The organism is Rothia sp. ND6WE1A, from assembly GCF_001683935.1.
Classification (GTDB): domain Bacteria; phylum Actinomycetota; class Actinomycetes; order Actinomycetales; family Micrococcaceae; genus Rothia; species Rothia amarae.
The window spans coordinates 42,764-62,034 of record NZ_LXTU01000051.1; the positions used below are offsets into that span (position 1 = coordinate 42,764).

The following is a 19,271-nucleotide window of genomic DNA, read 5'->3' on the forward strand; positions in this document are numbered from 1 at the left end:
CCCTTTCTTGGCGGTTATATGTTAGTGAGCGTGATCGCCACGGTTGTATTCATATACCCAGCCAACGCAAGCAAGAATTGCAAGAGGAATAGCAAGGGTAATTACCCATACCTGCCACATTGCCAAACCCGTTACCAGGATTGCGCAAACGAGACCAATCATCAGCGGCCACCAAGACCACGGTGAATAGAAACCGTAGTCACCGGTGGTATCGGCAATTTCGCCTTCAAGGTTTTCGTTCGGCTGGTGAGGGTGCTTCTTATCGGTAAACATCAAAAAGAATGCCAAAAAGAAACACATCACGGCGGTAGCTAAGATTGCGGGGAATCCAGCCCAGTCTGTAAATTGCGTCATCAAACCGTACACAATTCCAACCGGTACGAGGAAGATACCCAAGCCAAGGAAAAGCTGTCCAAGAATTTTCATAGTAGCTACTCCCTATCGCTTTACTGAGCCAACTGTGGTCTGCGCTTGCTCAGATACCTGGCGAGCTGCTGCCGCAACACTGTAGTTGGTGGACAGTTCGGGGTGATGTAGATCCAGTGCAGGACGCTCGGAACGGATACGCGGTAGAACGGTGAAGTTGTGACGCGGAGGAGGGCAAGAAGTCGCCCATTCAAGTGAACCGCCGAAGCCCCAAGGATCGTCAACTTCAACCTTCTTGCCGTAGCGCGCAGTCACGTAGACGTTCCACAAGAAGGGAATCATCGAGATTGCGAGCAACATTGAGCCTACGGTTGAGAGCTGGTTCATCCAGGTGAAACCGTCTTCTGGCATGTAGTCAGCGTAACGACGGGGCATACCTTCAACACCCAACCAGTGCTGAATCAGGAAGGTCATGTGGAAGCCGAAGAACAGCAACCAGAAGTGAATCTTACCTAGACGTTCGTTGAGCATCTTGCCAGTCCACTTGGGCCACCAGAAGTAGAAGCCAGCGAACATGGAGAAGACTACGGTACCGAAAATGACGTAGTGGAAGTGAGCTACCACGAAGTATGAGTCAGATACGTGGAAGTCAAGCGGAGGGGTTGCCAAGATAACACCAGTCAAGCCACCGAAGAGGAAGGTGACGAGGAATCCCATAACCCAAATCAAAGGTGTTTCGAAGGTAAGCGAACCCTGCCACATGGTACCAATCCAGTTGAAGAACTTCATACCCGTAGGAATGCCAATCAACATGGTCATGAACGAGAAGAAGGGCAACATAACTGCGCCGGTTACATACATGTGGTGTGCCCACACTGTTACGGAAAGTGCCGCAATAGCGATGGTAGCGAAAACCAAACCCTTGTAACCGAAAATCGGCTTACGTGAGAACACAGGAATGATTTCCGAAACAACACCGAAGAAAGGCAGTGCTAGAACATAAACCTCAGGGTGACCGAAGAACCAGAAAAGGTGCTGCCAGAGAATAGCGCCGCCATTTTCAGGATCAAAGATGTGTCCGCCCAAACGACGATCCATACCCAAAGCAAACAGTGCTGAAGCCAAGGGAGGGAAGATCATGATGATGAGGATGGCGGTAATCAAGGTCGTCCAGGTAAAGATGGGCATACGCCACATAGTCATACCGGGAGCACGCATGCACAAGATGGTGGTAATGAAGTTTACGCCACCCATGATGGTACCGAATCCCTGCAAAGCTAGACCGAAGACCCAGAGATCTCCACCTACGCTAGGTGAATAGGTAGTGCTATTCAATGGGGCATAAGCAAACCAACCGAAGGATGCAGCACCCTGAGGGGTCAAGAAGCCTGCAAGGGCAACCAGAGAACCAAAGAGGAAGAACCAGAAAGCCAAAGCGTTCAAACGAGGGAACGCAACGTCAGGAGCGCCAATCTGAAGGGGAATCAAAACGTTAGCAAAACCAGTAAATGCAGGGGTACCAAACATCAGCAACATCAAAGTGCCGTGCATGGTGAAAAGCTGGTTGAACTGTTCCTTAGTCTGTAGCACCTGCATACCGGGCTCAAAGAGCTCCATGCGCATGAGCAAAGCCATAATGCCCGCGATGCAGAAGAAAATAAAGCAAGAAATCAGGTACATATACCCGATTGTTTTGTGATCGGTAGTGGTTAGCCAATTGACGACGATGCGTCCTTTTGACTTAGGCACAACCCGAGGAGCAACCTGAGTTGCTGAGTCTGCTGAATACTCGAGAGTAGTCACGGGTCACCTCCTACTGTGATTCGTTTTGGTTAGGGTTACGGTTGTATTCGTCGCCGAGACGGCCGTCGTTACCTTCATCCGCAAGCTTCTGAGTGTAAGCGTCGTACTCTTCCTGAGTTACAACCTTAACGTTGAAAAGCATTTCTGAGTGGTACTCACCGCAAAGCTCTGCACATTTACCTGCATAGGTACCGGTTTCAGAACCGGTCTTGAAGTACATGTGGTTAGTCTGACCGGGAATAGTATCGCGCTTCTCAAGGAAAGCAGGAACCCAGAAAGAGTGAATAACATCGCGTGATTTCAGCTGTAAATCAACGGTGGAGTCTACGGGTAGGTAAAGAGTAGGAAGGGTTTCTTCATGACCTTCTTGACCGTCAAGCTGTGCTTGAACACCGGAAGAATAAACATTCTTGTCGAGGTAGTTGAAGTCCCATGCCCACTGCTTGCCATAAACTTCAATGCTTACGTCAGCAGTCTCAGACTTAGGAGCGGTGATTTCGCGCTCAGCACGGTCAGAGAAGCTGAAAAGGCTAACAATAGCGATGATGGGGATGATGGTGTAGAAGATTTCCAGAGGAGCGTGATAGCTCAGCTGACGAGGATAACCAACATCGTTCTTACGACGGCGGTAGGCAATGATACACCAGAGCATAAGACCCCAGGTAATCAAGCCAACAACCAGCGCTGCTACCCATGAACCAATCCAAAGATCCATGATGGTGTCAGCGTTGTCAGTAATTCCACGCTTTGTAGGCAACCAGCCCAGCTTGGCTTCTTCCGAACAACCGGTCATCAACAGTGCTGAAACTGAAGCCACTCCGGCCAATGCCAGACCCTTCAGCTTGCGGCTGCCGGTTCGATGCTGCGAACTCACAGACGGCCCTTCCTTTAGCGGTGTGCGTGTTAGGTCGATTCAGTGTGTGGACAGAATGCGACATAAATCTTTCTATATGAGCTTACCTCTTGATAGTGCATTCTGCTGACACTATGTCAGCGAAGTTACGGCTATTTCTTAACTATTTCGCAAAATATTGAGAAAAAATGGGACGTTCCATCGAGAAGGATGGAACGCCCTAAATATAGTCATAGATTTTGTTTAGTGGAATGAATCGCCACAAGCACATGATCCCTGTGCATTGGGGTTATCAATGGAGAAGCCCTGCTTTTCAATGGTGTCTTCGAAATCGATAGTAGAACCATCTAGGTAGGGAACGCTCATGCGATCAACAATGACTTCAACTCCGTCGAAATCGCGGACTGCATCGCCATCGAGCTTGCGCTCATCAAAGTACAGCTGGTAAATCAAGCCAGAGCAACCACCGGGCTGTACTGCAACGCGCAGGCGCAAATCGGTGCGCCCCTCCTGCTCTAAAAGTGCACGAACCTTCTGAGCTGCAGTGTCGGTAAGCTGAACGCCGTGGGTTGTGGTTTCAGTCGCTGTTTCAGTCATCTTTTTGTCCTTAAAGTCTTGAGAAAATGGTTCCAGAGAATTTTTCTCTAGTTAAGTGAACCGTTCTATACCGAAGCTTTATTCCCCATACTATTTCTTTTCGCAGAATTTGGTAACCATGAGGGCTTCTGCAAGGATTGCTCGCTTGAAATCGGGGATGTAGAGGGATTCGTTAGCGCTGTGAGCCCTCGTATCTGGATCTTCAATGCCTGTAATGAGAATATGAGCATCGGGGAACTCTTCCTTGAGGTCTGCAATGAAGGGAATAGACCCACCTAAACCTGTTTGCACCGGAGCAATTCCCCACGCCTTTTCCATGGCAGAAAGAGCAATTTGGATACTGCTCTCTGAAGTATCTGCGGAGAATGGTTGGCCGGAGTCTTCGGCTGTGTAACTTACTTCAACTCCCCATGGGGAGTGCTTGTGAAGGTGTGCCTCGATAGCTTCATGGGCCTGCTGAGGATTTTGCCCAGGAGCCAAACGCACACTGAGCTTGGCGCTATTCTGGACTGAAATAGTGTTAGAAGATTCGGCTATGGGGGTGATGTCCATGCCGATAATGCTGATGGCCGGTTGTGCCCAAAGGCGAGAAGAGATGCTTCCCTCCCCCGCCAGTTGTACATTATCTAGCATTCCGGAATCAGCTCGGAAATCTGCTTCCTCATATTCAACCTCAGGTTCAGGTGCATGTATTAAACCCTCAACTGCTACTGCACCTTTATCGTTATGAAGCGAAGCAAGAAGTCGTACTAAGGCTGTGGGTGCATCAATCATAGGTCCGCCAAACATGCCGGAGTGCACCGCATGATCTCCCACGCGTACATTCACAACTCCGCTGGCTAATCCTCTCAGACCGGTTGTGAGCGCAGGTACTCCTGCTTTCCAGTTGGACGAATCGGCTACGACAATTGCATCTGCTTTAAGTTTCTCTTTGTAAGTTTTAAGGAATTGCCCAAAACTCGGCGATCCTGCTTCTTCCTCGCCTTCAATAAAAAGAGTAACGCCAGCCTTGAAATCCTCACCCAACACATCTTTTACTACCGAAAATGCCGTGAGATGAGCTAAAACACCAGCTTTGTCATCTGCTGCGCCGCGACCAAAGAGCCTGTCCCCCTGCACTGTGGCAGTAAAGGGTTCAGTATTCCACTCAGCTAAATCTCCCACTGGCTGCACATCGTGATGCGCATACAGCAAAATAGTGGGGTAACCCGCTTCAGCTTCTTTGCGAGCAACGACTGCTGGCATACCCTGTTTATCTTGATTTTCCCCGTAGGAAGCAGTCAAGATTTCAACCGAGTCAAAACCCACGTGCTGAGCTAATGAAGCTACTTTTTCTGCACTCTTGTGAACCTGCGATAAATCGAAAGCTTCCCATGCAATGGACGGAATAGCTACCAGCTCAGTTAGCTGTTCCACGGCGGAATCAAACTTTGCGTTTACAGCATGGTCAAGCGCTTCAAAATGCGAGAAATATTCTGGAGTATCAGTATTCATATACATAACCTTACGATGGATTGAGTAGAACCACCTTTTGTTCGATATTCTTAACAGGTGATTGGACGTAAAAAAGATTCTCGAAGTACATCAGGTTCTGTGCGAGCAGATTCTGTGGTGAATGAAGCTACTGTAACTCCTGAACCTCAGGAAGAACACCATGCTCCGAATTACACCGCTCCCAAGGGGAAACCCACGCCTTCTCGCAAGCAACAACAACAGGCGCGGCGTCAGCCCCTGGTACCTGCTGACCGAAAAGCAGCCAAAGAAGCCAACCGGGCTGCATTGCGCGAGCAGCGAATGAAAGAAAACATTGCCATGCAAACTGGCGATGAAAAGCATTTACCGCTTAAGGACAAGGGACCTCAGCGCAGATATATTCGCGATTACGTCGACGCCCGGTTTAACGTCGGCGATTTCATGATTATCGCTCTTCTTCTAATTTTTGTGGCGGGCATCTTCATCCAGTCCATTCAGTTGGTCACTGTAACCCTCATGTGGATTTTCATCGCTCTCCTCGCTTTGGACCTGTGGTTCATGTGGCGAGGTCTGAAAAAGAAGCTTCTGGCTAAGTTTGGACAAGTCGAACCAGGCTCTACAATCTACGCCATTAACCGTGCCATGATGATTCGTCGAATTCGACTTCCTAAGCCTCAGGTGAAGCGCGGTCAATACCCCAGCTAAGTCCAATAAAAATGGTGGAGTGTTCTAGAACACTCCACCATTTTTCTATTTAAGAAGCTTTTTCAGCTCCCGATTGATTCGTGCTGCCCATAGTGGTCCTTCATACAGGAAAGCTGTATACCCCTGAACAAGAGTTGCCCCAGCATCGAGACGCTCTTTTACATCGCCGGCAGTAGTCACCCCACCCACGGAAACCAGAGTGAGTTTCTCTCCCACGTGTTCTTTTAAGAGCCGCAATACTTCAAGCGAGCGATTCTTTAAGGGCGCACCCGAAAGTCCTCCAGCACCGATTTCGCTCACCTTTTGAGCATCAGACTGTAGACCCAAGCCGTCACGCGCAATAGTAGTGTTGGTAGCGATGATTCCATCAAGTCCTAATTCGACTGCCAAATCTGCAATTTCAAGGATTTCATCGTCCGCAAGGTCGGGAGCAATCTTCACCAAAAGCGGTACATACCGATTTGGCTCAGCCAAGACCGCTGCTTCCTGTACAGTCTGCAACAAAGGGCGAAGAGTCTCCACTGATTGAAGCGACCGAAGACCGGGAGTATTAGGAGAGCTCACATTGACAACCATGTAATCTGCTTGCGGAGCCAAGGTCATAGTAGAAATTCGGTAATCTTCAGCGGCATCCTCTAACTCGACCACCTTTGTTTTTCCAATATTGACGCCGATGATTGGGCGAGCTGAAGACGAGAAACTGAACTCAGTTTCAAAATCTGCGCGAGCGGCGGCAAGACGAGGCCCAACCTTTGCGGCTCCCTCGTTATTAAATCCCATGCGGTTAATGACTGCGAAGTCTTCAACCAAACGAAAGAGACGGGGCTTAGGGTTACCGGGTTGCCCTTGCGCAGTCACAGTACCGATTTCCACATGTCCAAAGCCCAAATCTCCCAGGGCATTGATGCACGATCCCTCTTTATCAAAACCTGCTGCGATTCCAAAAGGCGAGGGAAAAGTTAGCCCCATAGCTTCGGTGCGTAGCAGAGCATCGGGTAATAGAAATTTGCGTGCAACGGGAGTCAGTTTGCTAGCACGCAAGAGTTGAATACCCTTAAACCCAATCTTGTGCGCTAGCTCTGCATCCATCGGTTTAAAAACAAGCTTGAAAAGTATGGGATAGATTTTCATGGAAAGCTCTCTACTGTTGGTGTGATGAATGGGAAGAAATCTTATCGACGGCACCGCCATACCGTCTATCTCGACGGGCGTACACTTCAACGGCGTCCCATAGAGTTCGACGGTCGACGTCAGGCCACAAAACATCAAGGAAAACTAGCTCCGCATAAGCGCTTTCCCAGAGTAAGAAATTAGATGTTCGCAACTCCCCCGAGGAACGAAGGAAAAGATCGACGTCGGGAACCTCGGGGTTGTACAGGTATTTTTCGATAGTTTTTTCGGAGATAGAGGACGGTTTCAGTTTTCCAGCTGCAACTTCAGCCGCGATGCGGGCTGTGGCGTCTGCAATTTCCGCGCGCCCACCGTAGTTGACGCACATGACGAGGGTACACACCGTATTGTTCTTTGTCTGTTCTTCGCAGTACTGCAGCTGCTTAATCACAGAGTTCCAGAGCTTAGGCTTTCGCCCTGCCCAGAGCACACGCACCCCCCATGCCTGTAATGTTTCCAGCTGACGCGTGAGAACCTCGGTGGTAAAACGCATAATGAAACTGACTTCATCCATGCTACGCTTCCAATTTTCCGTGGAAAAAGCGTAGGCAGAAACATAGGGAATGCCCATCTCGATGGCACCAGCGACGACATCGACAAGGGACTTCTCCCCCGCTTTATGCCCCTCGTTACGAGGTAGCCCGCGTTCATTAGCCCATCGCCCATTCCCATCCATCACTACAGCGACATGCCGGGGTACAAACTGGGCAGGAATAGCAGGGGGCCTTGCTCCGCTAGGATGCGGATCAGGAGCAACAGGCATCAAAATTCCTTTTCTATCAAAGCCAATGATTTGAGGGGTTTCTCCAACTGCCAATGCACGAAAGTAGAGATTAATCCATATGCTATTTTTGCAGAATGCTGGGATGAGATAGCCGTAACGCTCTCCCACCGGCCCAAGAACACATCAGATAAATAATGCCACGTTTCTTCGCTGACCGGTTTGCTAACATTGAGCACTTCTAACCTTCCACAATTTTCGCATAGCAATCCGGCTTCTGCCGAAAACCAGCGAAGATTCTCTGAGGACCCACAGTGGGAACAGACAGTAGGGTTCATTCCCCAACCTGCTAAAGAGATGGCGCGTAGAAAATAAGCATTCACAATATCTAAGGGTCTCAGACGCTGACTAGAGAGCGAAGACAAAGCCCCAGCAAGCATCACGAACAGCTGGTTTGAACTTTCACCCTCTTCAAATTTTCCTAAGCTTTCTGTTAACTCAATAAGTGCTAATCCTGCAAGGTAAGCTGAGTAATCACTCATGATGGGCGAAGTATAAGCCCGCACCGTTTGAACCTGCGTCAGCGTATAAAGGTTTTTACCCGCCGTAAGAGAAACATCCACCAGCATAAAAGGTTCTAACCGTCCCCCAAATTTTGAGGTAGTTTTGCGAGCACCTTTAGCAACGGCATGAACAATCCCGTGGTTTCTCGTCAGCAAGATAACAATCTTGTCTGCATCCCCCAATTTTTGACCGCGTAAGACTATGGCTTGATCAAAAATTATTTTAGAACTAGCTGATGAACTCACTCTTATATCATCACATATTCAAAAAGTGGAGAAAACTACGGGGGCAAGGAAACCCTATCCTTGCCCCCACTAACAAGCTACTTGCTATCTCGAAGCGCTCTGTTGACCGCAGACGTCAAAGCCTTCAAAGATGCCCAGGTTGTGGAGGAATCAATACCAATCCCCCACAACACTCTGCTACCCACTGCTGCTTCAATATAGCTTGCAGCTCGGGCATTGGAATTAGAAGAAAGCGTATGCTCTGAATAATCGAGCAAACGAATATCGATACCTTCAGAGTGGAATACCGACTGCATGGCATCAATAGGGCCAGACCCCGTTGCCGTCTTCTCGAAACGACGGCCATCCACATTTAAGAGAACCTTAAGCTTGGTTGCCCCGCCCTCTTGCGAATCCACATTGATAGATTCCAAACGGAACCTACCCCAGCGATGCTCAGGATCCTCCGCAGGAAGATATTCATCAGCAAAGACTTTCCATAAATTCTCACTGGTTACTTCTCCGCCCTGGGCATCTGTGCGCGCCTGAATAGCTCCAGAGAACTCAATCTTCGCGCGTCGAGGCAAATCCAGACCATAATCTTTCTTCAAAAGATAGGAAACTCCGCCCTTGCCGGACTGCGAGTTAACCCTAATGACAGCTTCGTAATTGCGCCCCACGTCGCGAGGATCCAACGGCAAATAGGGTACGCCCCACTCTAAATCGTCAATACTCTTACCGGCTTCTCGCGCACGACGTTCCATAGAGTCGAAACCCTTTTTGATAGCGTCCTGATGGGAACCAGAAAAAGCTGTAAAAACTAAGTCGCCACCATAGGGTGAACGCTCGTGAACAGGTAGCTGATTACAATACTCAACCGTTCGACGAATCTCATCAATATCAGAGAAGTTAATTTCCGGGTCAACACCCTGAGTCAGCATATTTAGTCCCAGCGTCACCAAATCGACATTCCCCGTGCGCTCACCATTGCCAAAGAGACAACCTTCAATCCTGTCTGCGCCCGCAAGATAACCCAATTCAGCCGCTGCGACGCCGGTGCCGCGGTCATTATGAGGGTGCAGTGAAAGAATGATGTGCTCACGATTGGTCAGGTGCCGGTTCATCCATTCTATGGAATCGGCATAGACATTAGGAGTCGCCATCTCGACAGTGGCGGGGAGGTTAATAATAACTTCCCGACCTGGACCAATTTCCAGTTCGTCTGTGACGGCGTTACAGACCCGGACGGCGAACTCCAGCTCGGTTCCGGTGTATGACTCAGGGGAATACTCATAGGTGATGTTCGCATCCCCCGCCAGCTGTTCCTCATATTTCTTGCAAAGCCGTGCTCCGGTGAGCGCGATATCCAAAATCCCGTCTTCATCCTTATTGAAGACGACCTCTCGCTGTAATACAGAGGTTGAATTATAGAAATGCACAATCGCATTCTTTGCACCCTGGATAGATTCAAAGGTTTTTTCAATGAGGTGCTCACGGCACTGAACCAAAACTTGGATGGTGACATCGTCAGGAATATGGTTCTCTTCAACCAGTGTGCGTACAAAATTGAAATCAGTAGCGGACGCCGAAGGGAATCCCACTTCAATTTCCTTGTAACCCATTCCGACCAGAAGCTTGAACATAGCGAGTTTACGCTCAGAATCCATGGGATCAATGAGAGCCTGGTTTCCGTCGCGAAGATCTACCGCGCACCATCGTGGAGCTTTCGTGATGGTCTTGTTGGGCCATGTACGGTTCTCGAGCTGAATATCAATTTGCTCTGAATACGGACGGTATTTGTGAACCGGCATTGAAGATGGTTTCTGCAAATTTTTCACGATATTTACCCTTGCTCTAGAGAAAACATGATTGCTTCTTGAAAAGGAGAAAATGGAGTCAAACTAGGCGTTTGAATCAGTGCAGCCTTTAAACAAAATCATTTAGTGAAAATATCACGTGTCCCATATGACCCAGCTAATACTCAAGGGTTGATTCCACCATATGGAATCAACCCTTGATCTAGCTTAATATTGAAATGATTGCTGACATTTCACCTGGTCAGCTGTCTGCCCCTGTGCTTCACCGGCAATTTTGCTTTCCTTCTGAGCTACCGCATCGCCGTCCTTGAAGTCTTCACCTACGAGCACGGTAATGGCTGCATAACTGGTTGAAACGCGGGCCTCAGTGATGCCCAACTTGTCTGCTATTTTCTTCGCCTCTTGTTCGTATCCTTCGGGATAGATGACGGCGGAGCTGGCATAACTGCTCGTGTCATTCTGCGCAGTAACGTTGGTGAACTTTTCCTGTTCAAGCAAAGAAGCTACATGCTTACCCTGTTGAATAGATCCAGAACCATTAAGCACCTCTACGGGTGCAGAAAGAAGAAGTTCTTGAGCAGTTTCTGAAGCCGATGCCGCAGGCGAAGCACTGGTTGATGGCTCTGCCTCTACTCGCAATGACTGATCCTGCCGTAACTTCTCAAAGATCGCCTGCGCAGAATCGGAAATCTGCAATTTGTTCTCGTTGTATGTGTACGGTTCATGCGGAACTGTAGCGAAAACAATCTGGCTAAGATCGATATCGGAGACCATGGTTCCCAAATCAACCAGCGTGGCGGGATTAGTGAGACCCTGGTCGACGGTTACATTCTGAGTGACAGCTTCTGCGATGTTCATTAGTTGTGATGGGTTAGAAAGAGTTCCCTCCGCTTTGACCTTTCTGAACATAGAAGCTAAGAAACTTTGCTGGGCTGCGATGCGGCTGGTATCGCTACCATCGCCAAACCCATGCCGGGACCGGAGGAACGCCAGAGCCTGTTCGCCCTGCACCGAAGAATTGCCTGCGGGTATATTGAGACCGGAGTATGAATCGTCAATTGCTTGAGTAACACACACATCTACGCCACCGATAACATTCGATAGCGCTTTTACGGCGTTAAAATCAACCAGCATAAAGTGATCAATATTGACGCCGGTAATTGAACTAATCGTGGCAACAGTGCAACCAGGGCCGCCATGGGACAACGACTCATTAATCTGAGTATCTTTCGCCTCGGCGTATTCGGTTCCGTCCTGAGCCTTACAAGCGGGAATATCTACAATGAGGTCGCGGGGGAAGGACAATACCGAAACGTTCTGATGATCTTGACTGATTTGTACCAGCATGATGACATCAGCTCGTGCCCCAGAGGCGGCATCGTTCTCATCCCCATAATTCGAGTTGGAACCTGAACGTGTATCGGAACCGACCACCAAAATATCCAAGGGACCGTCTTCTAAATTAGCGTTTTGAGCGCTTCCAAGATTGAGTGTATCTGTTTGAATATTGGTCCGCAGACGAACGAAAGAAACCCCGGCAATACCAACCATCAAAAGGAGTAGTCCCACGCAAGAGAGCGCTATCCATTTGTACTTCTTGGAACGCACGGGGTGCTGGCGCATGTGGCGTCCAAAGCTTCTTAGACGAGACGTTGAGGAGTCAGGATTCACAGATTCTGCCACTGATTACTCTCTTTCATCTGCTGGCGGTACGGGGGATGATAAACGGAAGGGGTAACTCAAAGGTCGAATTTAAAATCCTAAACGACCAAGTGCACGCGGGTCACGTTGCCAGTCTTTAGCCACTTTCACATGGATATCTAGATAGACCTTTGTACCCAGTAGAGCCTCGATATTTTTGCGGGACTGAGAACCGATTTCGCGCAAGCGAGAACCATTTTTACCGATAATGATTGCCTTTTGTGAAGATCTTTCCACAAACAAATTAACGTGAATATCTAGCAAGGGGTTATCTTCAGAGCGGCCCTCGCGCAGATTCATTTCTTCAACGGTGACAGCAACCGAGTGAGGCAGTTCGTCTCTGACCCCTTCGAGAGCTGCTTCGCGCACAAGTTCGGCCACCAGAGTTACCTCGGGCTCATCGGTGAGTTCGCCCTCTGGGTAGAGAGGAGGGGAATCCGGGAGGAAGGTTGCCAACAGATTGCTTACTTCCTCCACCTGGAAGTCTTTGACGGCAGAAACTGGAATAATATCTGCCCAGCCACCGCGTCCGTCATTAGCTGCCGGAGCTTGAGTTGCAGACTGCTTTTTGCGCTGCGCTGCAGGGCCAGTACCCTTTTGAAATGCCTTATCCTGATTTTTCTTTTTTGAAGAAGTATTTTGGCGTTGCTTACGTTCGGTGCGTGCTGCGCGTTCAGCGCTCATTACTTCTTCACCTAGCTGATGTACAGCAATGAGCTGCTCGGCTAGTTCCTGCTGAGAAACAGTATCCGCTTTGGTCACAATAGCAACCACAGGACGGTTTCCTGAAGCAGCAATTTGCTGGGCGATGTATCGGTCACCTGGGCCAATCTTCTCATTTGCAGGGATACAAAAACCTACGACGTCGACCTCTGAAAGCGTTTCTGCCACCATATCGTTGAGTCGTTCACCCAACAGAGTACGCGGACGGTGCAACCCCGGAGTATCCACCAGCACCAACTGGAATTTTTCACGATGGACGATACCGCGAATCGTGTGACGCGTAGTCTGCGGACGATTTGAAGTGATCGCAATTTTCTGACCGACGAGAGCGTTGGTAAGGGTCGATTTGCCGGCATTGGGGCGACCTACCAGGACAGCGAAGCCCGCTGAATAGTCGTCGGGAAAATCAAATAAATCCACTTAAACTCCTCCTGAGAATGTTTACACCACTTTACAGGGTAAAAAAGACGGGCACGTCGCTTGTCGACGTGCCCGTATTCACTATTCAGTAGATTTTGAAGATTTACTCAGAATCAACCGCGACGCTACCTGTATGTGCTTTCTCATCGGTCCAGACTAAGAGCGTTGCAATCTGATTACGGCGTCCGCTAGTTCCGATAGCCCGAATATGGATACCTGATACCGAAATTTCGCTACCCACAATAGGCACTCGACCCAGGTGCTTAGACATAAGACCACCTACAGTATCTACATCCTCTTCTTCTAAATCTTCGCCAAAGAACTCGCCTAATTCCTCAACGCTCAAACGGGAACTGATTTTGAAGGTGCCGTCGTCCTGTACCTTGATTTCTGGCTTCTCATTGTCGTACTCATCGGCGATATCCCCGACCAATTCTTCAATGAGATCCTCCAGAGTCACCAGACCGGCGGTCCCTCCGTACTCATCAATCACCATGGCAACATGGGTTGATTCCCGCTGCATTTCTCGCAATAAATCCAGAACTTTCTTAGATTCAGGTTCAAAGCGACCGGGGCGGATTAACGTCTCTAGATTCAATTCGCTTTGAATCATTCCTGAATCTACAACATTTTGCATTAAGTCTTTGAAGTAAAGGACGCCTCGAATGTCATCGAAATCATCGCCCAAGACAGGAATGCGTGAATACCCCGAGCGCAGGAAAAGATTGACGGCGTTATCAACCGTCTCGTCAGCATCAATGGTCACCATATCTGTGCGGGGAACCATTACGGATTTAATCCGGGTGTCGCCCAGCTCGAAGATAGACTGCACCATCTGAGCTTCGTCGTCCTCAATGACATCTTGTGAACTCGCCCGATCAACGAACTCCAAAATTTCTTCTTCGGTGAAGTATCCAGCCGAAGAATTCGCCTCCTGCCCTGACTCATCCTTAGGCTTGACGACTGCCTGAGGCAAAGGACCCAGGATCTTAGTAAGGAAATAAGTCAGAGAAGCATAATTTTTAACAAAATGCAGGGGTCGTGCTCGACCCGAGCGCCGGGGGTAATAAGCGAAAAATACATAACTAATACACGTCATTACCACTGCAGTGATTAGAATTGCCACCACTGTCGAAGACGAGATGACTAGCATCAGCGAGTAGAAACCAAGAATCGCCAAGGTATCTACGAACGCGCTCCACAATCGAAGCGAGAACATGTACTGATCAATATTCGCGATAATAATGTTCAACCGAGAGCGTTTACCGCTCTCCACCAAATTATCCAACTCACTATGCGGAATATAGGTGAAAGCTGATTCGGTGGCAGCAAGAATGTAACCCACTACGAGTAAGAGCAGGGTTGCAAAAATAAGACTGACAATCACCATAGGCGTTAGAACCTCGTCTCAACAGGAGCAGCCCGCCCCAAGAACTGCTCTAAAATAGTGCGCTGAATCCCGAACATTTCAGCTTCTTCTTCTGCTGTAGCATGATCGAATCCCAGGCAATGCAAGATTCCGTGCACTGTTAAAAGGCAGTATTCATCGAGAGTGCTATGACCAGCATTTTCAGCTTGTTCTGCTGCAACTGCCGGACACAGAATAATATCCCCCAGCACGCCCTCTGTGGGTTCTTCGTCCGTTCCTGGTTCAAGCTCATCCATGGGGAATGACATGACGTCGGTAGGCCCTGGAAGATTCATCCATTCCAGGTGAATACGTTCCATCTCCTCAACACCGACCACCGCAATCGACAGCTCGGTCGAGCTACTTACCTTCATATATTTGAAAGCGGCATCTACTAGGTCTTCAATCACAGCTGGATCAAATGCAGCAAATGCTTTCTGGACGGCGGGAGATTCACCCTCTGAGACTTCTTCAATCTCAAAATCAACAGCCATTAGCTTTGATCCCCCACATCAATCCCTGATTTCTCCAGAAGTTTTTCCGCTGCCGCTTCTATCGTTTGCCGTTTGACTTTACGATTACGTTTGCGTTCCATCGCCGTCTTGTCCTCATCCCACCGGTCGTATGCGGACACGATATCGGAGACCAAAGAATGCCGGACGATGTCGGTAGCTTCGAGAAGACAGAAAGATATATCTTCGACATCCTGCAGGATATTTCGAACCTGCTTCAACCCCGATGCCTGACCATTGGGGAGGTCAATCTGAGTAACGTCACCGGTAATCACCATTTTTGCACCGAACCCCAATCGAGTAAGGAACATCTTCATCTGCTCCACCGTGGTGTTCTGCGCTTCGTCCAAAATGATAAAAGCATCGTTGAGAGTACGTCCGCGCATATATGCAAGCGGTGCAACTTCAATGGTTCCAGCTTCCATCAACTTAGGAATTGATTCAGGATCCATCATGTCGTGAAGGGCATCATACAGCGGCCGCAAATATGGATCGATTTTTTCGTTCAGAGATCCAGGAAGAAATCCTAAACGCTCCCCCGCCTCAACAGCAGGACGGGTCAGGATAATTCGGTTAACTTCCTTCGCTTGAAGAGCATGCACTGCTTTGGCCATTGCAAGGTACGTTTTACCGGTACCTGCTGGTCCAATGCCAAAAACTACCGTGTGGTCATCGATACTATCGACATAGTTTTTCTGGTTAATAGTTTTAGGACGAATGCTCTTTCCCCGAGAGCTCAAAATATTCTGGCTCATCGCTGCCGCAGGCTGCGCCAATTCAGAATTGAGCATCGTTATAACACGCGAAACAGTCTCTTGACCGAGGGGAACACCCTGAGATGCCAACCGCGCCAGCTCGCTCAGTAAGCGAATAGTCGCCCCTACCGGCTCAGATGGACCAGTCACCACCACTTCTACATCGCGAGGACGAACAGTCACCGAGGGAAAATTCGACTCAATAAGCGAAATACTGGAATCGGATGGACCTAATACTGTCACCATTTGCTCACGCGAGGAAAAAGTGAAAGTTCTTGCTACGGACAACGGACGAGTTGCGCCCGAATTCTGGCTGTTCATACACGGCCTAAGGCCTAATCAGAGCTCCTTGAAGTTTGTTATGTTCAGATTATCTGGTGGTGTCCTAATAAAACAGAACCTTGGAGTGAATTTTCTACCACTGCCCAAGTAACGTTTTGAGGACGACAAGGGCTGAAGACCCAGCTGTAGAAGAACGCAATACTTCATTCCCCAGAAGCACCGTATGCGCTCCAACCGAAGTAAACAGCTCTACCTCACGAGGCGAAATTCCTCCTTCTGGACCAACCACTATATAGACCGATCCAGTCAGCTCAGATTTCTGAGCTTTCAGAAGCTCACTCAATTTCTGCTCGGCAGATTCATGCAAAATCAAAACGGTGGCACCAACTGCGCTGTCCTCTTCAAAAACCTCAGCTAAATCTGCTGAAGAGTGAAGATCAAAAACCGTGGGAATAAGAGCACTTCTCGACTGCTTTGCGGCCGCAACCACAGTATTTTTCCACTTGGCATGGTGCTTAGGCAATCGTTCCTTTTTCCACCGCACAATCGAACGATCAGCAAACCACGGGATGACACCTGAAACTCCAAGTTCAGTAGCAGTCTCAATCCCCAGAATGTCACGATCATTCTTAGCTAATGCCTGCACCACAATAAACTCAGTACCTGCATGGGCAGACTGAATTTGGCGAACCTTAACCCTTAGACCATCGTCAAGAAGTTCAACCACTTCCCCGCGCAGCCGCTTACCTTCTCCATCAGAGAGATCAATCTTTTCAGTCAGCTGAAGACGTTTAACATTTCGCGCATGGTGACCTTCGGTCCCCTGCACATCAACTACATCACCCACGGCGACGTCGTCTAGCTCCCCCTCCACAAGATAGAAAATAGGTGCAGACATTATAAAATCACCCTACTTATCGAAACGATCTTTGATACGAGAGAAGAATCCTTGCTTCTCAGAAATCGTCTCGCTCTGTTGCAAATCCTCCTGGCGTAGCTCCGCGAACTTCTCTAGCAATTCCTTTTCCTCACGGCTGAGGTCGGTAGGAGTGCGAACCTCAATATGCACATGCAAATCTCCCCGACCATTCTTGCGAAGATGCTGCACTCCGAGTTCCTTAAGGGTCAGCACATCGCCCGATTGCGCACCGGCTTTGATATCAAGCTTCTGCACACCGTCAAAAGTATCCAAAGAAATCGTGGTACCCAGCGCGGCTGCCGCCATCGAAATACCTACCCGAGCGTGAAGATCGTCGCCCTCGCGCATGAAAGTCGGATCCGGATTAATGCGGAGTTCGACATACAAATCCCCGTTAGGACCGCCGGCGGTGCCGGCCTCACCTTCACCGGAAAGACGAATACGAGCGCCACTATTGACACCTGCAGGAATCTTAACGGTCAGAGGCTTGCGCTCGCGGACACGCCCCTCACCGTAGCATTCCTGACACGGATGCTTAATGACGGTGCCAAACCCCTGACAGGAGGGGCACTCTACCGGCTGCACGACAGTTCCCAAGATGGACTGAACCTGACGCTGCATATAACCCTGCCCCTTACACATCTCGCAGGTTTCAGGGTGAGTGCCGGGTTCGCAACCGTCTCCCCCACAAACATCACATACTACGGCGGTGTCAACAGTAATTGGTTTGTTGATACCAAAAACTGCATCCTTCAAATCAATGCGCACGTTGATGAGCGCATCCTGCCCCTGGCGAGTTCTGGACGCAGGCCCTTGCGGCTGCTGGCTGAAGAAAGTTTCGAAAATATCTGAGAAACCTCCGAACCCGCCGAAGCCGCCACCACCAAAACCACCCTGAGCCTGACCATTTTCGTTACCTGTCTGGTCATAGATACGGCGTTTTTCAGGGTCAGATAGAACATCGTGCGCGTGCGACACACGCTTGAATTCCTCTGCGGCTTCAGGAGAAGGGTTGATATCGGGATGGAGCTTGCGCGCCATCTTGCGATAAGCTTTCTTGATTTCCTCCGGGCTTGCGTCCCTTGCCACGCCCAGGGTTTCATAGTGGTTGCTCAAAGAGTTACTGCTTTCTAATCGGCGTCAAAATTCTGATAAAAGTTTAGTGAGTGAAACTCATGTTCCCAAAATTCTTGAGAGATATTGAGCGACTCCCCGAACCGTTGCCATCGTCGATGAATAATCCATCCGGGTTGGCCCAATCACTCCAAGGTTCCTAGTGATTTCTGGTCCATAAGCTGAAGCAACAATAGAAGCCTCGCTCAAAGGCTGACTTTGTGTCTCGGCTCCGATTCGAACGGTTACTTCCTCTTCAGCCACCATCGCATTCAGCAATTGAAGCATAGTTACCTGTTCTTCCAGTGCCTCAAGAATCGGTGCAATACTTTGAGAAAAATCGTGGGTAGCATTGGCAAGATAAGAGGTGCCAGAGATGAGAAGCCGAGAATTTTGTTGAGCGAGTAACAAATCGTCTATACCAGCAAGAATACTTCGCAAGCTCATATTCGACAGTAATTCATTGTGCGCTACGATAGCTTTATGTGCTTCAAAGAAGCTTTTGCTTTTCACCAAAGAGTGTATTTTCTGCTGGGCATCCTCCGCTGATGCTAAGGGTTGCTTAAGTCCCATTATTTTTTGATGAACCTGCCCTGAATTATCAATCAAGATAACAGCCACGGTCAGCTCTGATGTTTCAATAATTTCTACATGCTGCACCGAATCACCAGTAGCAACGGGCAATTGCAATACAGCCACCTGATGGGTGAGCTGAGATAGCAGCCGCACCGTTTGCTCATAGACTTGATCCAAACTATCTGATGAGTCGAGAAAGCGATGAATCGCATTCTTTTCAGCGGGCTTTAGCGGCCTAGGTTTGGCTATTTCGTCAACAAAAAAACGATAACCTTTTGCCGTTGGAATACGTCCTGCACTTGAATGGGGCGCTTGAATAAGCCCTTGCTCCTCTAGCGCCATCATTTCATTACGCACCGTAGCGCTGGAAACACCTAGCTGATGTCGCTCCACCAGCGCTTTTGAACCTACAGGCTCACGTAAACTGACATAGTCTTCGATAATGGCTTGAAGAATTTGATGTTGACGTGTCAATGACAATCCTTTTCTCCATATCGAAATCTTAAAGTTGGCACTGTAATGCAAGAAATGCTAGTTCAACTCTAATACCTATGGTTTCTCTACCTCTC

Annotated in this window: 18 protein-coding genes; 1 reads left to right on the top strand and 17 read right to left on the bottom strand. The window is 49.0% G+C overall.

Going from position 1 to position 19,271, the window contains the following annotated elements; genetic code table 11:
* Positions 1-21: 21 nt before the first annotated feature.
* The 5 genes from A7E48_RS06455 to A7E48_RS06475 form a co-directional block, all read right to left on the bottom strand.
* Positions 22-426, bottom strand: a complete 405-nt coding sequence (locus A7E48_RS06455) for a cytochrome c oxidase subunit 4 (protein WP_068171075.1) — start codon at positions 424-426, stop codon at positions 22-24.
* Between the two features lie 12 nt (positions 427-438).
* Positions 439-2,169 (bottom strand): cytochrome c oxidase subunit I, encoded by a 1,731-nt coding sequence (ctaD, locus tag A7E48_RS06460; RefSeq protein WP_068171076.1) that lies wholly within the window; start codon positions 2,167-2,169, stop codon positions 439-441.
* 10 nt (positions 2,170-2,179) lie between these two features.
* Entirely contained in the window at positions 2,180-3,043 is an 864-nt protein-coding gene (coxB, locus tag A7E48_RS06465; RefSeq protein WP_068171081.1) for a cytochrome c oxidase subunit II, read from the bottom strand.
* 222 nt (positions 3,044-3,265) lie between these two features.
* Complete coding sequence (locus A7E48_RS06470) at positions 3,266-3,619, bottom strand: iron-sulfur cluster assembly accessory protein (protein ID WP_068171084.1); 354 nt, start codon at positions 3,617-3,619, stop codon at positions 3,266-3,268.
* Between the two features lie 90 nt (positions 3,620-3,709).
* Entirely contained in the window at positions 3,710-5,113 is a 1,404-nt protein-coding gene (locus A7E48_RS06475) for a dipeptidase (protein ID WP_068171088.1), read from the bottom strand.
* A gap of 99 nt (positions 5,114-5,212) precedes the next feature.
* Between A7E48_RS06475 and A7E48_RS06480 the strand changes: the two genes are divergently transcribed.
* The gene (locus A7E48_RS06480; protein ID WP_068171090.1) at positions 5,213-5,797 is read left to right on the top strand and encodes a DUF3043 domain-containing protein; all 585 of its coding nucleotides are present in this window, start codon (positions 5,213-5,215) and stop codon (positions 5,795-5,797) included.
* A 45-nt stretch (positions 5,798-5,842) separates the two neighbouring features.
* On the opposite strand, the gene A7E48_RS06485 is transcribed toward A7E48_RS06480, so the two are convergent.
* The 12 genes from A7E48_RS06485 to hrcA form a co-directional block, all read right to left on the bottom strand.
* A complete protein-coding gene (locus A7E48_RS06485; protein WP_068171093.1) occupies positions 5,843-6,928 on the bottom strand; it encodes a quinone-dependent dihydroorotate dehydrogenase in 1,086 nt (361 codons plus the stop codon).
* A gap of 10 nt (positions 6,929-6,938) precedes the next feature.
* A complete protein-coding gene (locus tag A7E48_RS06490; protein WP_068171096.1) occupies positions 6,939-7,730 on the bottom strand; it encodes an isoprenyl transferase in 792 nt (263 codons plus the stop codon).
* Positions 7,730-8,497 (bottom strand): DNA repair protein RecO, encoded by a 768-nt coding sequence (gene recO, locus A7E48_RS06495; RefSeq protein ID WP_068171098.1) that lies wholly within the window; start codon positions 8,495-8,497, stop codon positions 7,730-7,732. Before recO ends, A7E48_RS06490 begins: the two co-directional genes overlap by 1 nt.
* A 77-nt stretch (positions 8,498-8,574) precedes the next feature.
* A complete protein-coding gene (gene leuA / locus A7E48_RS06500; RefSeq protein WP_068171101.1) occupies positions 8,575-10,314 on the bottom strand; it encodes a 2-isopropylmalate synthase in 1,740 nt (579 codons plus the stop codon).
* 186 nt (positions 10,315-10,500) lie between these two features.
* Positions 10,501-11,976 carry an LCP family protein gene (locus A7E48_RS06505; protein WP_233126011.1) on the bottom strand — a complete coding sequence of 492 codons (1,476 nt, stop codon included), beginning with the start codon at positions 11,974-11,976 and terminating at the stop codon, positions 10,501-10,503.
* Positions 11,977-12,045: 69 nt separating this feature from the next.
* On the bottom strand, positions 12,046-13,137 hold the full coding sequence (locus A7E48_RS06510; RefSeq protein ID WP_068171106.1) for a GTPase Era: 1,092 nt from the start codon (positions 13,135-13,137) through the stop codon (positions 12,046-12,048).
* Positions 13,138-13,240: 103 nt separating this feature from the next.
* Positions 13,241-14,527 carry a hemolysin family protein gene (locus A7E48_RS06515; RefSeq protein ID WP_068171110.1) on the bottom strand — a complete coding sequence of 429 codons (1,287 nt, stop codon included), beginning with the start codon at positions 14,525-14,527 and terminating at the stop codon, positions 13,241-13,243.
* Positions 14,528-14,532: 5 nt separating this feature from the next.
* Positions 14,533-15,039 (bottom strand): rRNA maturation RNase YbeY, encoded by a 507-nt coding sequence (gene ybeY, locus A7E48_RS06520; RefSeq protein ID WP_068171113.1) that lies wholly within the window; start codon positions 15,037-15,039, stop codon positions 14,533-14,535.
* Positions 15,039-16,133, bottom strand: coding sequence for a PhoH family protein (locus A7E48_RS06525; protein WP_068171116.1), 1,095 nt, complete (start codon positions 16,131-16,133; stop codon positions 15,039-15,041). The genes ybeY and A7E48_RS06525 overlap by 1 nt, the downstream gene beginning before the upstream one ends.
* 94 nt (positions 16,134-16,227) lie before the next feature.
* The gene (locus tag A7E48_RS06530; protein WP_068171118.1) at positions 16,228-16,992 is read right to left on the bottom strand and encodes a 16S rRNA (uracil(1498)-N(3))-methyltransferase; all 765 of its coding nucleotides are present in this window, start codon (positions 16,990-16,992) and stop codon (positions 16,228-16,230) included.
* Positions 16,993-17,004: 12 nt separating this feature from the next.
* On the bottom strand, positions 17,005-18,129 hold the full coding sequence (gene dnaJ, locus A7E48_RS06535) for a molecular chaperone DnaJ (protein ID WP_068171121.1): 1,125 nt from the start codon (positions 18,127-18,129) through the stop codon (positions 17,005-17,007).
* A gap of 57 nt (positions 18,130-18,186) precedes the next feature.
* Entirely contained in the window at positions 18,187-19,182 is a 996-nt protein-coding gene (gene hrcA, locus A7E48_RS06540; RefSeq protein WP_068171123.1) for a heat-inducible transcriptional repressor HrcA, read from the bottom strand.
* Positions 19,183-19,271 lie beyond the last annotated feature (89 nt).